Here is a 15,020-nt window from a genome sequence, read left to right on the forward strand (position 1 = left end):
GTTTTCCATCTGAACCCTATGCAAGCCACCGTTGTCGACTAGGCTCTAGGCACTGTTTGAATAGTGCCCACAGAACCCAGAAGAGGTGCGCCATGAGTCAGCTGCTCGAACCCTACACCCTCCGCCAATTGACCCTGCTCAACCGGATTGCCGTCTCGCCGATGTGCCAGTACTCATCCGACGATGGCCTGGCCAATGACTGGCACCTGGTGCACCTTGGCAGCCGCGCCGTGGGCGGCGCCGGGCTGATTTTCACCGAAGCCACCGCCGTGACCGCCGATGGCCGCATCACTGCCCAGGACCTGGGCCTGTGGAACGACGCACAAATCGAACCGTTGCAACGCATCACGCGTTTCATTGCTGCCCAAGGCGCAGTGGCAGGCATTCAACTGGCGCACGCTGGGCGCAAGGCCAGCACGCACCGGCCGTGGATCGGCAAGCACGGCAGCGTCAAGCCGGAAGAGGGCGGCTGGGTGCCGGTTGGGCCTTCGCCGATTGCCTTTGATCCCAACCACACCCAGCCCAAACCATTGGATGACGCGCAAATCCAGCAAGTGATCGCCGATTTTGTCGCCGCTGCCAAACGCGCGCTTACGGCGGGTTTCGAGGTGGTGGAAATCCATGCGGCCCACGGTTACCTGCTGCATCAATTCCTGTCGCCCATCAGCAATCAGCGCCAGGACCACTACGGTGGCTCGTTTGAAAACCGCATACGGCTGGTGCTGGAAGTAACCCAGGCTGTGCGTGAGGTCTGGCCACAGGAATTGCCGCTGTTTGTGCGCGTGTCGGCCACCGACTGGGTGGAAGACGGCTGGAACCCGGATGAAACCGTGGAACTGGCGCGCCGCCTCAAAGACCTGGGCGTAGACCTGATCGACGTGTCGTCCGGCGGCACCGCCGCCAACGCCGAGATCCCCACTGGCCCCGGCTACCAGACGCGCTTTGCCGAGCGGGTGCGCAAAGAGTCGGGCATCGCCACCGGCACGGTCGGCATGATTACCGAGCCGGCCCAGGCCGAGCACATTCTGCGCACGTGTCAGGCCGATATCATCTTCCTGGCCCGCGAGCTGTTGCGTGACCCGTACTGGCCGCTGCATGCCGACGATGACTTGGGCGGGCGCCAGGCGACGTGGCCGGCGCAGTACCAACGGGCGACCCATCGTGATCAGCCGATTCATGAGTCTGATCTGCGCGACTGATCAGCGCCTGGTTCACCGAAACCCACCCTGACCCGGTGGGTTTTTTCTTGCGCGCGTTTCTTACAACTTCCAGCGATGGCGGTTGCTGCGTGCGAAAGGGCTGTAGGTCTTTGTTACCTAAGCGAATTATTTAAGTTAATACTCTAAAAAAATCCCACACGTGACGAGATTGTTTCTACGCTTAAGGTAAGTCTGATTTCTGGCCCAGGGAGTCAGTCGGTGTGTCCGCGAAGGCATTGCGCCTCAGGGAAGGTGGGTGATGGGCGACAGGAGTCTTAGATCGATATCAGGAGAAACAGTCCATGGCCAAGTCCTATGGTGTAGCGGGTGTGGTGGCGTCTTTTCTGACCCGCAGGATGTTCTTGCGTGGCCGCAGGTTGAGTTCGGATGAAGCCGAATTGCTGGCGCAATATCGCGCCCTGACCGAAAACGATCAGGTCGCGATGCGGTATCTGATAGGGGCGATGAAGAGTGTGTCGCGGTTTTAGACAACCCTTTAATCGCGTGGGCGCTGGCTAGCCAGCCCCCACTTTGTGAGTCAGGTGTACTTGCGCTTGTCCGGTGCAGGCGGGAAGTACTGGTACAACCAGGTTTCACTCAAGGTGCGGTCCTGGGTGCGGATAAACAGCCGCAATTCCACCGGCTCGACGCTGTCGCTGGTCGGGTACCAATCGAACAGAATGCGATAGCCCTTGATGTTGTCGAGCACCAGCACGCTGAAGTCTTTCACTTCACCGTGCGAGCAAGTCACCACGGGCTCGATGCCGGTGCCGGCCGGCAGCCGGTCCAGGCCGCCGCCCTTGAAGTCCACGGCAAAGCGGCGCGCCCACACTTCGGGGTAGTGCTCGCCCGGTGCCCAACCTTCGGTGAAGCCGCCCATGCCTGAACGGGTGGCATCGACTTGCGCCAGCGGCGTGCTCACTGGTGGCAATGCGCTCCAGTACAGCTTGTAGCCATAGTTGAGTGAATCGCCGGCGGCCACGGGCTTTTTCGGGGTCCAGAAGGCCACGATGTTGTCCAGGGTTTCGCCGGTGGTGGGGATTTCCAACAGGTCGATGGAGCCTTCGCCCCATGCGGTCGTCGGTTCAACCCACAGGCTTGGGCGCTTGCTGTACCAATCGACGGTGTCCTGGTAGCTGGCGAACTCATGGTCGGTCTGCACCAGGCCGAAGCCTTTAGGGTCGGTGTCGGCGAACGCGTTGAATTGCAGTGTGGCCGGGTTGTTCAGCGGGCGGCAGATCCACTCGCCATTGCCGCGCCACATCGCCAGGCGGTCAGAATCGTGGATCTGCGGGTGGATGGTGTCGCACATACGGCGCTCAACGGTGCCGCAGCTGAACATGCTGGTCATCGCCGCGATGCCCAGTTGTTCGATGGCGGTGCGCGCATTGATGTTCGCGTCGATGGCCATCACTACCTGATTGGCCTGGCAATCGATGTCGAAGCGGTAGGCACCGGTGGCGCTCGGCGAGTCGAGCAGGGCATAGACCACAAAATGCGTGGCGTCCTTGGCCGGGGTTTCGAACCAGAACTGCGTAAAGTCGGGGAATTCTTCGCGTTTTTTCGCGTAGGTATCAATCGCCAGGCCACGTGCGGAAAGGCCGTACTGGCCGGTGGAATCCACCGCACGGAAGTAGCTGGCGCCAAGGAACGACAGCACGTCATGGCGATCCAGCTCCGGCGCCTTGAACAGCTTGAAACCTGCGAAACCCAAGTCGCCGGTCAGTTGCTTGGTGTCCACCGTGGTTTTTTCATAGTTGAACAACGACGGGCGGAAATGCACCTCGCGGGCTTCACGGGTCTTGGGGTCGACGCTGTGCATGCGCACCGGCGTCTTGAAACCCATGCCGACGTGGAAAAACTGCACGTCGAGCTGGCCGTTCAATTCCTTCCACAGCGAATGGTTGCCGTCGTAGCCGATGGCATTGAAATTCTGCGGCGTCATGTTTGCCAGGGTCGGCGGCAGCACCTGTCTGGTGTCTTTATACGCGGTGCCGGCGAGCTGTTTGGCCTGGGCTTTGAGTGTTTCAAAGTCAAACGCCACGGCCTTGCCATCGGCGGCACGGTTACCGGCCCAGGCCTGCGCGGCCAGCAGGCCACTGGCCGACAAACCGGTGTAAGCCGCAATGGCCATGGACGCTTTAAGCAAATTCCTGCGATGCATAGAGACAACCTGTCGTGAGCAAATCCCGCGCCGTTCCTGGCACGTGCTGGATCAGAAATAACGGTTCGGACATGCCTTCGGCCAAACGCAACGGACTATAAACAGACGCCGGATAGCTTAAGCGGTTCGGTGACGTAGGAAAATTGATTGATGGCGGCGTGATGGCCTTGCATGTGAAACAAGTTATTTCCGGGGGCTCGGTCCAACACCTCACTCAAAAATGATGAAGAGCCAATGTGGGAGCGGGCTTGCTCGCGAAAGGTTTGAATCAGTCATTAAATCCCGAGACTGACACAGCGCATTCGCGAGCACGCCCGCTCCCACAATGGGACCTGTATTGGCCTATAGGCCTTATTTCAGGCTACTTCACCCACCGCCCGATACGCCTCATCAATCGCCGCATGCGCATACGCGCTCCACGCCGCATCCGAGTTGGCGATGCTCACACGCCCCACCGGCTTTTTCGCCAGCTTCATCCACGCGTCACTGTCATTGGCGTCATCGAACAAGCTGTTGGAGAACGTCGCATAACCGTGTGACCAGCGGTTGACAGTGATCGCCAGAATGTCGGTCTCGTGGTTGAACCCACCCGGGCCGAGCATGCGTTGCAACTGATCCCGCAATTGCGCTTCCAACTGCTCGAACGTCTGTCCGTACAGCTTGCCTCGCCCGGCGCGGGCCTGGTCGCGGGCGTTCATGCCACTGTTGGGGCTGGTCGGTACGTAGACCATGTGCAAGCCAATCGGCTGTGTCGGGTCGCGCGGGTGATCGTAGCCACCCATGCTCACCGGGTAGTCCAGTTTGATACGGCTGTAAGGCTGGGTCGCCGCATAAATCTCATGCACGCCCAGTTTCTGGAACGACTGCCAATTACGGATCACCACTTTGGTGTACACCAGCGGGTATTTCACGTTTTGGCTCAGCGCATGCGCCTGCGCTGCCGGCAGGTCTTTGAGCAGGTACGGAATCATCATGTTGTAGCAGGCCAGGATGCAGCGTTTACCGCGCACCTGTGCGAGTTGGCCGCCACGGCTGTAGCCGATGTGCACGCCATCGCCGACGTTGCGCACACTCACCGCCGTGCTGTTGAGTCGCAGCCGTACCGCGGCCTTGGGCTGGTCGAGCTTGGCGTAGTCGAACGCCGCCAACACGATATCGTCCATGGTGTGCCCCGGCGCCACGCCCGGGATCAGGCTGCGCACCAGCAGGCGTGCCACCGACGCGTTGCCATCCGGGAAGTGGTAGATGTAGGGCTCTTCCATTTCCGCCGCCGCTTCTTCGCTGATCGGCGCCAGGTTCATCCCGCCGAAGCCTGGGAAACCTACGCTGTAAGCATCGGCCGACGCCACCGCATCAATGCTCAACGCCATGAAGTCATTGGTGCGGCTTTGGAAGTACTTCACCGCGCCTTCCGACAACCCGACGTTCTTGAGCAGAAAATCGCGGTAGCTGGTGGCGGCAAGGTAGGCGGCTTTTTCCTCTGCGGATTTACCCGCCAGGTAATCCTTGGGCGCCGTGTGCAGCTCGATCAATGCCTGACGGTCTGCCGGCGGCAAGGGAAAGTCATTGATGAAGTCACTGATGGCGCGCGCGTTCAATTGGTCCGGGGCAATGTCGTCGGCCACCATCGGCGTCGGGTCGCCGGTCACCAGCTTGTCTTCGCCGAAGTTTTCCTTGTCGAAAAACACCCCGCGCGACAGCCCCAGGCCAGGGTAGAACTGGCGGTCGAAGGCGGTTTCGAAACGCTGGATATTCACCCCGAGCTTTTTCAGCAAGCCATTCACGTGTTGACTGTAGAGGTGTTTCGGCGACTGGAAGGCCTCACTGCCGCCGTAGCCGATGATCATGCGGCCACCGGCCTGGAATTCATTGCGCTTGGCGTGGCCGCCGAAGTCGTCGTGGTTCTCCAGGATCAGGATTTTCGCCTTCGGGTGCTTCTCGCGATAGAACCAGGCGGCCGACAAGCCACTCAGGCCGCCGCCGACCACCACCAGGTCATAGTCCTCGGTGATCGGCAGTTGCTCGGTGGCGAACACCTTCTTTTCCCAGCCCATCTGGTGTGCCACCTCGAACGAGCCGACATGGCTGCCGCGCAAGCCGGTGAGGGCGGGTGGGTAGTAACGGCCATCGGGCGCGGCCTGGAGCAATTGCAGCGGGGTCATGCTGGCGGCAAGGGTAATAGCGACGCCGTTGAGGAAGTCGCGGCGGGTGATGTCCATGGGAAGAACCTGCGAATTTTTATTGTTATAAGAAGATCCCTTGCGGGAACGGGCTTGCTCGCGAATACGGTGTGTCAATCCACCCAGGTGTGCCTGATGGACCGCATTCGCGGGCAAGCCCGCTCCCACAGGGCAGGGTGTCAGTGCTTGAACATCACATGCCGAACGGTGGTGTAGTCCTCCAACCCGTACATGGACATGTCCTTGCCATACCCCGACAGTTTCTGACCGCCGTGCGGCATTTCGCTGACGAGCATGAAGTGGGTGTTCACCCAGGTGCAGCCGTACTGCAGGCGTGCGGCCAGGCGATGGGCACGGCCTACATCGGCGGTCCATACGGACGACGCCAGCCCGTAGTCCGAATCATTGGCCCAACCCAATACCTGCGCTTCATCGGTGAACCTGGTCACCGACACCACCGGGCCAAATACCTCGCGGCGCACGATTTCATCGTCCTGTTGCGCATCCGCCAACACCGTAGGCTCAAAGAAGAACCCATTGCCTTCCACCGCCTTGCCACCCGTGACCAGGCGGATGTGCGACTGAGCCACGGCGCGTTCAACAAACCCGGCCACGCGGTCGCGGTGTTGTGCGGTGATCAGCGGGCCCAGCTCGGTGGCCGGGTCATCCTGCAAGCCGTATTTGATGCTGGCGACTGCCGCGCCGAGTTTCTCGACAAACGCCTCGTAGATGTCTGCCTGGGCATAGATGCGGCAGGCGGCGGTGCAGTCCTGGCCAGCGTTATAGAAGCCGAAGGTGCGAATGCCTTCGACGGCCGCGTCGATGTCCGCGTCGTTGAAGATGATCACCGGCGCTTTGCCACCCAGCTCCATGTGCATGCGCTTCACGCTGTCAGCGGTGCTGGAGATAATGTTCGCACCGGTGGCGATGGAGCCGGTCAGCGAGACCATGCGCACTTTTGGGTGATTGACCAGCGGGCCGCCCACGGTCGGCCCACGGCCAAACACCAGGTTGAGTACACCGGCCGGGAAGATTTCCGACGCCAGTTCGACCAGGCGCAGCGCTGTCAGCGGGGTTTGTTCCGACGGCTTGAGCACCACGGTATTACCGGCGGCGAGTGCGGGGGCGATTTTCCAGGCGACCATCATCAGCGGGTAGTTCCACGGCGCGATGGACGCGATCACGCCCACCGGGTCGCGGCGGATCATCGAGGTGTGGCCCGGCAGGTATTCACCGCCGGCCGAACCGCTCATGCACCGGCTGGCGCCGGCGAAGAAACGGAACACGTCGGCAACTGCCGGGATCTCGTCGTTCAGCGCGGCGCTGTAGGGTTTGCCGCAGTTGTCCGATTCAAGCTTGGCCAGTTCTTCGCCATGGGCCTCGATCGCGTCCGCGAGTTTGAGCAGCAACAGCGAGCGATCTTTCGGCGCGGTTTGCGACCAGCCGTCGAAGGCTGCATCGGCCGCGCGCACGGCGGCGTCGACCTGGGCTTCGCTGGCTTCCTTGATTTCCACCAGCACGCGGCCGAGTGCCGGGTTGAATACCGCTTGGGCCGGACCTTCGCCTTCGACCAGATGGCCATTGATCAGTAATTTGGTTTGCATGGTTCAGCTCTCCACCAACTATCGTTATTTCCTTGAATAAACTGGCTCTAAATGTGGGAGGGGGCTTACCCCCGATAGCAATCTTCCAGTCATACCCTCTACAACTGACCCACTGCCATCGGGGGCAAGCCCCCTCCCACATTTGAACCGTGTTCCTTCAATGGCACCGTTATTTACCGCCACTCCCGGCCACGCTTTCACCGCCGCGTGTCAGGTAATAGGCACCGAGAATCGGGAACATCGTGACCAGCATCACCAGCATCGCCACCACGTTGGTCACCGGCACATCGCGAGGGCGACTCAGCTGGTTGAGCAGCCACAGCGGCAAGGTGCGCTCGTGGCCGGCGGTGAAGGTTGTGACGATGATTTCGTCGAACGACAGCGCAAACGCGAGCATGCCGCCGGCCAGCAGCGCCGAGCCCAGGTTGGGCATGATGATGTAGCGGAAGGTCTGCCAGCCGTCGGCGCCCAGGTCCATCGAGGCTTCGATCAGGCTGTGGGACGTACGGCGCAAGCGCGCGATGACGTTGTTGTAGACAATCACCACACAGAAGGTCGCGTGGCCGACGATGATGGTGAACATCCCCGGCTCGATCCCAAGCGTTTTAAACGTCGCCAGCAGCGCGATACCGGTGATGATCCCCGGCAGCGCAATCGGCAGGATCAGCATCAGCGACACGCCTTGCTTGCCGAAGAACTCACGGCGATACAACGCGGCCGAAGCCAATGTGCCAAGCACCATGGCGATCAGGGTAGCGATGGCAGCGATCTGCAGCGACAGCTTGATCGCTTCCAGCACGTCCGGTCGGGCGAAGGCCACGCTGAACCACTTCAGGGTAAAGCCCTGGGGCGGAAAGCTGAACGCGGCTTCTTCGGTGTTGAAGGCGTAGAGGAAGATGATCAGGATCGGGAAATGCAGGAAAACCAACCCGCCCCAGGCCGCGATTTTTAAACCCAGTGAGGCTTTTTCAGAGTGCATCGAAGGCCCCCAGACGTTTGACGATGGACAGGTAAACCGCGATCAGCACGATCGGCACCAGGGTGAATGCAGCGGCCATGGGCATGTTGCCGATGGCGCCTTGCTGCGCGTAGACCATGCCGCCGACGAAGTAGCCCGGCGGGCCCACCAGTTGCGGCACGATGAAGTCGCCCAGGGTCAGCGAAAACGTGAAGATCGAGCCGGCAGCAATGCCCGGCACCGACAGCGGCAAAATCACCTGCATGAAGGTCTGGCGCGGCTTGGCGCCCAAATCGGCCGAGGCTTGCAGCAGCGACGGCGGCAAACGCTCCAGCGAAGCCTGGATCGGCAGGATCATGAACGGCAGCCAGATATAGACGAACACCATGAATCGCCCCAGGTGCGAGGTGCTCAAGGTGCTGCCGCCCACGCCGGGAATGCCCAGCACGAACTGCAACAGGGGTTCCAAGCCCAAATGCTGCACGAACCACTGCGCCACGCCGCCCTTGGCCAGCAGCAAGGTCCAGGCATACGCCTTGACGATGTAGCTGGCCCACATCGGCATCATCACCGCGATGTAGAAAAACGCCTTGGTCTTGCCGGTGGTGTAGCGCGCCATGTAGTAGGCGATGGGGAAGGCCACCACGGCACTGGCGATCGACACCACAATCGCCATGGTCAAGGTGCGCACGATGATGTCGAAGTTCGACGGCTGGAACAGCGCGGCGAAGTTGGCCAGGGTCAGGTCTGGCGTGACCGCCATGGTGAAGTCGTCAAACGTGTAGAAACCTTGCCACAGCAGGGTCAGCAGCGAGCCCAGGTAGATCGCGCCGAACCAGATCAGCGGCGGTATCAACAGCATCGCCAGGTACAGGTTGGGCTTCTTGTACAGCAGGTTCGAAAACCTGCGCATCGGCGGTTGGGAAAGGGCCAGGCTCATGTCACACCTCGCCTGCGGTATCGGTCAGCGGGGTCATGGCTTCCCGCGCCCAGCGCGCGGTGATCGACTGGCCGACCTGATGGCCGCTGCTGATGTCCAGCCATTGGGTGTTGGCCTGGCTGATGTTCAGCGCCTGGCCGTTTTCCAGTTTCAACTCATAGCGGGTGGCGCTGCCCTGGTACTGAATGTCGTGCAGCACACCGCTGATTTCGACGTCGCCGACGCCCAGCGGGCCTTCGGCAAAACGCACGTGTTCCGGGCGAATCGAGAATGGCTGCGCACTGCCGCTGAGGCGCTGGGCCAGTTCATCGCGAATCACGTTGGAGGTGCCGACAAACTCGGCGACGAAAGTGGTCGCTGGTTTCATGTACAGGTTGCGCGGGGTATCGACCTGTTCAATGCGGCCCTTGTTGAACACGGCCACGCGGTCAGACATCGACAGCGCTTCGGTCTGGTCATGGGTGACGAAGATGAAGGTGATGCCGAGCTGGCGCTGCAGCTTTTTCAGCTCGCTTTGCATTTGTTCGCGCAGCTTCAAGTCGAGGGCGCCCAGCGGTTCGTCGAGCAGCAACACGCGGGGGCGGTTGACCAGCGCGCGGGCCAGGGCCACCCGTTGGCGCTGGCCACCGGAGAGCTGCACCGGCTTGCGCTCGCCATAGCCGCCGAGGGCGACCATGCCCAAGGCTTCTTCGGCGCGGTTGAGGCGTTCGGTCTTGCCGATGCCTTTGACCTTGAGGCCGTAGGCCACGTTGTCGCGCACATTCATGTGTGGGAACAGTGCGTAATCCTGGAACACGGTGTTCACGTCGCGCTGATACGGCGGCAAGCCGGCGGCTTCCTCGCCATGAATACGGATCGAGCCTGCGCTCGGCTGCTCGAACCCGGCAATCAGGCGCAGGCACGTGGTCTTGCCGGAGCCGGAAGGGCCGAGCATGGAAAAGAACTCGCCGTCCTGGATATCGATGCAAACCCGGTCAACGGCTTTCACTTCGCCGAACTGACGGGAAACGTGGGTGAATTGGACTGCAAGCGTCATGGTGCGGTGCTCCAAAAAGGCGCGGGTCGTCGCAGCGGCCCAGCCTGGACTTCTGAAAAATCAAAACATCTGTGAATGCGGTCAATGTGGGAGGGGGCTTGCCCCCGATGGCAGTTGGTCAGTGACCGATAGGTTGGCTGACACATCGCGATCGGGGGCAAGCCCTCTTCCACAGGGGATCTATGCCGTCTGCAAGGTCTTACCTGCCGCCCATGATCGCGATGTAATCCTGGGTCCAGCGGCTGTACGGCACGAACTTGCCGCCTTCAGCCTGCGGGGTTTTCCAGAAGGCGATCTTGTCGAACTGGTCGAAGCCGTTGGTCTTGCACCCTTCGGCGCCCAGCAGTTCACTTTCCTTACAGGCCGCAGGCACCGCCGGCAGTGAGCCGAACCAGGCAGCAACATCGCCCTGGACTTTGGGCTGCAGCGACCAATCCATCCACTTGTAGGCGCAGTTCGGGTGCTTGGCCTCGGCATGCAGCATGGTGGTGTCCGCCCAGCCGGTGGCGCCTTCTTTGGGGATGGTCGAGGCAATCGGCTGCTTCTCGTTGACCAGGCCGTTGACCTGATACGGCCAGGCGCTGGAGGCCACCACGCCTTCGTTTTTGAAGTCGCTCATCTGCACGGTGGTGTCGTGCCAGTAGCGGTGGATCAACGGTTGCTGGGCGCGCAGCAATTCGAGCACGGCCTTGTACTGGGTTTCGGTCAGCTCGTACGGGTTCTGGATGCCCAGTTCCGGCTGGGTGCTCTTGAGGTACAGCGCCGCGTCGGCAATGTAGATCGGGCCGTCATAGGCTTGCACGCGGCCCTTGTTCGGCTTGCCGTCCGGCAGGTCCTGCGCCTGGAACACCACATTCCAACTGGTGGGCGCGGTCTTGAACACGTTGGTGTTGTACATCAACACGTTCGGGCCCCACTGGTACGGCGTGCCGTACGTTTGCTGGCCGACCACGTACCACGGGGCATCCTTGAGACGCGGGTCGATGTTTTTCCAGTTCGGGATCAGCGCCGTATTGATCGGCTGCACGCGCTTGCCGCCGATCAAGCGCAGCGACGCGTCGCCGGAAGCGGTGACCAGGTCATAACCGCCCTTGGCCATCAGACTGACCATTTCGTCGGAGGTGGCGGCGGTTTTCACATTGACCTTGCAGCCGGTTTCCTTCTCGAAACGGGTGACCCAGTCGTAGGCCTTGTCGCTTTCGCCACGTTCGATGTAGCCGGGCCAGGCGACGATATCCAACTGGCCTTCACCGGCGCCCACCGCCTTGAGCGGTTCGGCGGCCTGGAGGCTGGCGCTGGCCAGCAGCGCGGTGGTCAGGGCACTGAGCAGTGCGGTCTTGTGCGCAGACATGGGGGTTCCCTCTTCTTTAATTATGGTCGGGGCAGTTTGTGCAGCAGGTAATGCGTGAGCGTCGTTGTTGTTTTAAAGATGCTGGCCGTGGCGAGCCATGATGTGGCGCACCACGCTGTAGTCCTGCAGCGAATCGCTGGACAGGTCTTTGCCATACCCCGAGCGCTTCAAGCCGCCGTGGGGCATTTCGCTGACCAGCATGAAATGACTGTTGATCCAGGTGCAGCCGTATTGCAGGCGCGACGCCACTTGCATGGCCTTGTCCAGGTTCTGGGTCCAGACGGAAGAGGCCAGGCCGTATTCGGAGTCGTTGGCCCAATCCACCGCCTGTTCCAGTTCGTCGAAGCGGGTCACGGTAACCACCGGGCCAAACACTTCGCGCTGCACGATTTCATCGTTCTGTTTGCAACCGGCCAGCAGCGTTGGCTGGTAATAGAAGCCGGCGCCGGAGTGCACGGCCGCACCGGTGACGCGCTCGATATGCGGCTGGCCAAGGGCGCGCTCGACAAAACTGGCGACGCGGTCGCGCTGGCGCGTACTGATCAGCGGGCCGAGTTCGTTGTCGGCATCGCGCTTGCCGGCAAAGCGCAGGCTGCTGACGGCAGCGCCGAGGTCGGCGACCAATTTGTCGTGAATGCCGGCCTGGGCGTAGATGCGGCAGGCGGCGGTGCAATCCTGGCCGGCATTGTAGTAACCGTAGGCGCGCACGCCCTCGACCACGGCCTGCAGGTCGGCGTCGTTGCACACGATCACCGGCGCCTTGCCGCCCAGTTCCAGGTGCGTGCGTTTGAGGGTTTTGGAGGCGGCCTGCAGAATCTTCTGCCCGGTGACGATATCGCCGGTCAGCGAAACCATGCGCACTTTGGGATGGCTGACCAAGTGACTGCCAACGCCTTCACCGCCGCCACACAGGATGTTGATCACCCCGCGCGGCAGCAGGTCCTTGAGGACGGGGGCCAGGGCCAGGATCGACAGCGGCGTATGTTCTGACGGTTTGAACACCAGCGTGTTACCGGCGGCCAGTGCCGGGGCGATTTTCCAGGCGGCCATCATCAGCGGGTAGTTCCACGGCGCAATCGAGGCGACGACGCCAATCGGGTCGCGGCGCACCATGCTGGTGTAGCCGGGCAGGTATTCGCCGCTGAGTTGGCCGGTCTGGCAACGCACGGCACCGGCGAAAAAGCGGAATACATCCACGGTGGCGCTCAAATCATCCTGGCGCGCCAGGTGCAACGGCTTGCCGCAGTTCAGCGATTCCAGGCGGGCGAGGTAGTCGGCTTGTTTTTCAATGGCGTCGGCAATCCCCAGCAGGATGTTCGAGCGTTGCTGCGGCGTGGTCCGCGACCAACCGGCAAAGGCGCGATGAGCGGCGAGGATGGCGCTTTCGACCTGCTCGCTGCTGGCTTCGGCGATCTGGGTGAGAACTTCACCGCTGGCCGGGTTGATGATCGGCTCGCCAAGCCCCTGGCCCTGGACCAGTTCGCCGTCGATCAGCAACGCAGTGAGCAGCGGGGTGGGCGCGCCGGACATTTTTCGCGATCTCTTTTCTTGTGTGGCCATGGGCGTTCTCTTACAAGGCGCCTGACCTTCTCTTATGGGATAGGCAGAGACTAGAGGTCAGGCGCGAGGTCAACAAATACTAAATACTGAAAGCAGCATTCGATTAAATAGATGGCTTGCGCGGATGTGGCTGTTCGCGGGCCACCGTCAGGAATGGATCAACCAGCGCCGGCCGCGCGGTGCCGCGGCGCCAGGCCAGGCCCACGTCGAGGGTCTGGCTGAGGTCGGCAATCGGCCGCGCTTCAATAATGTCGCCCTCGAGCGACCAGGGGCGGTACGTCATGTCCGGCTGGATCGACACGCCGAGGCCGGCGGCCACCAGGCTTCGCACGGCCTCAGTGGAGGCGGTGCGCAAGGTCACGCGCGGTTGCAGGCCGGCGCCGGTCCACATCCGTTGGGCGTTGTGGCCCATTTCATCCACGTTCAGCTGAATCAGCGGTTCGCGCGCCACATCGGCGAGGTTGATGCTGTCGTGTTCCAGCAGCGGGTGCTGGGCCGGCAGCCATAAACGGTGGGGCGAATGGGTGAGCACTTCGGTCTGCAGGGCGTGGCGGTCTTCAAGGTTGGAGAGGATCAACACGCCGACATCGATTTCGCCGCTGACCAGCAGGTGCTCGATGTACGGCCGTTCATCCTCCATCACGCGGATTTCCACATTCGGGTAAGCGCGTTGAAAGCGCGTGAGCAGGTCGGCGAGGTAATAGCCGGCCACCAGGCTGGTCACGCCGATGATCAACTGGCCGGCCACCTGGTCGGTGCTCTGTTGCAGGCTGCGCTTGGCGTTGTCGACGGTGGCGAGGATCAGGTGCGCCTGGCGCAGAAACTGATGGCCCTGATGGGTCAGGGTCATGCCCTTGGCGTGGCGGTTGAACAGGTTGACGCCGATTTCCTGTTCCAGTTGCTGGATCGCCAGGGTCAGGGTCGACTGGGAAATAAACGCCGTTTGCGCGGCGGCAGAGATCGAGCCGGTCTCGGCCACGGCGATGAAGTGCCGGATTTGACGCAAGGTCATCATGCTGGAATTACCAGTGGGGTATTTTTATAGATTTGCCCGAGTGTATATCGTTTTAATCGAAGGGCAGTGGCGTTACATCTGGAAGCACTCTAGATCACGGCTTTTTGGCACTTAGTTTTACGCTGGCGACCTATTACTCCTACAAACCCAAGTGCCTGGAGGCTGCGAATGAATACCCGTGGATTGCTCGATCAGTTGCTCAAATCTGGCCAGGACATGTTGCAGAAAAAAGCAGGCGGCCAGCCCAAGTCCGACGACAAGGGCGCCCTCGGCGGGCTGCTCGGCAGTGGTGGCCTGGGCAGCCTGCTCGGTGGCGCAGGTGGCGGGGCTCTGGCGGCGGGTGCCATGGGCTTGCTGCTGGGTAACAAGAAAGCGCGCAATTTCGGCGGCAAGGCCCTGACCTATGGCGGCTTGGCGGCCTTGGGCGTGATTGCCTATAAGGCCTACGGTAATTGGCAGGCGCAACAGGCCAATGCGCCCCAGGGTGAGCCGCAGACCATCGACCGCCTGCCTCCGGCCCAGGTCGAGCAGCACAGCCAGGGCATTCTTAAAGCGCTGGTTGCAGCGGCCAAGGCCGACGGGCATGTGGATGAGCGTGAGCGCGCACTGATCGAAGGCGAGTTCACCAAGCTGGACGACGACCGTGAGCTGCAAAGCTGGCTGCACGCGGAGTTGAACAAACCCCTGGACCCGGCCGATGTGGCGCGCGCGGCAAGCACCCCGGAAATGGCCGCCGAGATGTACATCGCCAGTGTGATGCTGGTAGACGAAGAGAATTTTATGGAAAAGGCCTATCTGGATGAATTGGCGCGCCAGCTGAAACTGGAACCCGGCTTAAAGGCCGAGCTGGAAAAACAGGTGCGGCTCACCCCATAAACCCAGGCTGTTCACACATCAAAAAAGGTGAGAGGGGGCTTGCGCCCGATGGCGGTCCATCAGTTGCAGATATTTCAACTGAGCGACTGTCATCGGGGGCAAGCCCCTTCCCACATTTATTCGCATTCTGTGCACGC

12 protein-coding genes are annotated in these 15,020 nt (G+C 61.4%); 3 read left to right on the forward strand and 9 right to left on the reverse strand.

Annotated elements, in window-relative coordinates:
- The first annotated feature begins 92 nt into the window (after window positions 1–92).
- Window positions 93–1,199 (forward strand): NADH:flavin oxidoreductase/NADH oxidase, encoded by a 1,107-nt coding sequence (locus C4J83_RS06265; protein WP_106577225.1) that lies wholly within the window; start codon window positions 93–95, stop codon window positions 1,197–1,199.
- A gap of 302 nt (window positions 1,200–1,501) precedes the next feature.
- Window positions 1,502–1,687, forward strand: a complete 186-nt coding sequence (locus C4J83_RS06270; protein ID WP_106577224.1) for a hypothetical protein — start codon at window positions 1,502–1,504, stop codon at window positions 1,685–1,687.
- A 50-nt stretch (window positions 1,688–1,737) separates the two neighbouring features.
- On the opposite strand, the gene C4J83_RS06275 is transcribed toward C4J83_RS06270, so the two are convergent.
- The 9 genes from C4J83_RS06275 to C4J83_RS06315 form a co-directional block, all read right to left on the reverse strand.
- Entirely contained in the window at window positions 1,738–3,363 is a 1,626-nt protein-coding gene (locus C4J83_RS06275) for a glucan biosynthesis protein D (RefSeq protein WP_124416585.1), read from the reverse strand.
- Window positions 3,364–3,719: 356 nt separating this feature from the next.
- Window positions 3,720–5,582 carry an NAD(P)-binding protein gene (locus C4J83_RS06280; RefSeq protein ID WP_124416586.1) on the reverse strand — a complete coding sequence of 621 codons (1,863 nt, stop codon included), beginning with the start codon at window positions 5,580–5,582 and terminating at the stop codon, window positions 3,720–3,722.
- 140 nt (window positions 5,583–5,722) lie between these two features.
- The gene (locus C4J83_RS06285; protein ID WP_124416587.1) at window positions 5,723–7,147 is read right to left on the reverse strand and encodes a gamma-aminobutyraldehyde dehydrogenase; all 1,425 of its coding nucleotides are present in this window, start codon (window positions 7,145–7,147) and stop codon (window positions 5,723–5,725) included.
- 169 nt (window positions 7,148–7,316) lie between these two features.
- Window positions 7,317–8,126 carry an ABC transporter permease gene (locus C4J83_RS06290; RefSeq protein ID WP_106577220.1) on the reverse strand — a complete coding sequence of 270 codons (810 nt, stop codon included), beginning with the start codon at window positions 8,124–8,126 and terminating at the stop codon, window positions 7,317–7,319.
- Window positions 8,116–9,045 carry an ABC transporter permease gene (locus C4J83_RS06295; protein WP_124416588.1) on the reverse strand — a complete coding sequence of 310 codons (930 nt, stop codon included), beginning with the start codon at window positions 9,043–9,045 and terminating at the stop codon, window positions 8,116–8,118. Before C4J83_RS06295 ends, C4J83_RS06290 begins: the two co-directional genes overlap by 11 nt.
- A 1-nt stretch (window position 9,046) precedes the next feature.
- Window positions 9,047–10,081 carry an ABC transporter ATP-binding protein gene (locus tag C4J83_RS06300; protein WP_124416589.1) on the reverse strand — a complete coding sequence of 345 codons (1,035 nt, stop codon included), beginning with the start codon at window positions 10,079–10,081 and terminating at the stop codon, window positions 9,047–9,049.
- Between the two features lie 199 nt (window positions 10,082–10,280).
- Window positions 10,281–11,432: a putative ABC transporter substrate-binding protein YdcS gene (gene ydcS, locus C4J83_RS06305; protein ID WP_124416590.1), complete on the reverse strand. Its 1,152-nt coding sequence runs from the start codon at window positions 11,430–11,432 to the stop codon at window positions 10,281–10,283.
- A gap of 72 nt (window positions 11,433–11,504) precedes the next feature.
- On the reverse strand, window positions 11,505–12,962 hold the full coding sequence (locus tag C4J83_RS06310; protein WP_177416146.1) for a gamma-aminobutyraldehyde dehydrogenase: 1,458 nt from the start codon (window positions 12,960–12,962) through the stop codon (window positions 11,505–11,507).
- A gap of 133 nt (window positions 12,963–13,095) precedes the next feature.
- Complete coding sequence (locus C4J83_RS06315) at window positions 13,096–14,007, reverse strand: LysR family transcriptional regulator (RefSeq protein WP_003209548.1); 912 nt, start codon at window positions 14,005–14,007, stop codon at window positions 13,096–13,098.
- A gap of 168 nt (window positions 14,008–14,175) precedes the next feature.
- Here C4J83_RS06315 and C4J83_RS06320 point away from each other — a divergent pair, with 168 nt between their 5' ends.
- Window positions 14,176–14,883, forward strand: a complete 708-nt coding sequence (locus C4J83_RS06320; RefSeq protein WP_119738689.1) for a tellurite resistance TerB family protein — start codon at window positions 14,176–14,178, stop codon at window positions 14,881–14,883.
- Window positions 14,884–15,020: the final 137 nt, after the last annotated feature.

This window comes from Pseudomonas sp. LBUM920, from assembly GCF_003852315.1.
Classification (GTDB): domain Bacteria; phylum Pseudomonadota; class Gammaproteobacteria; order Pseudomonadales; family Pseudomonadaceae; genus Aquipseudomonas.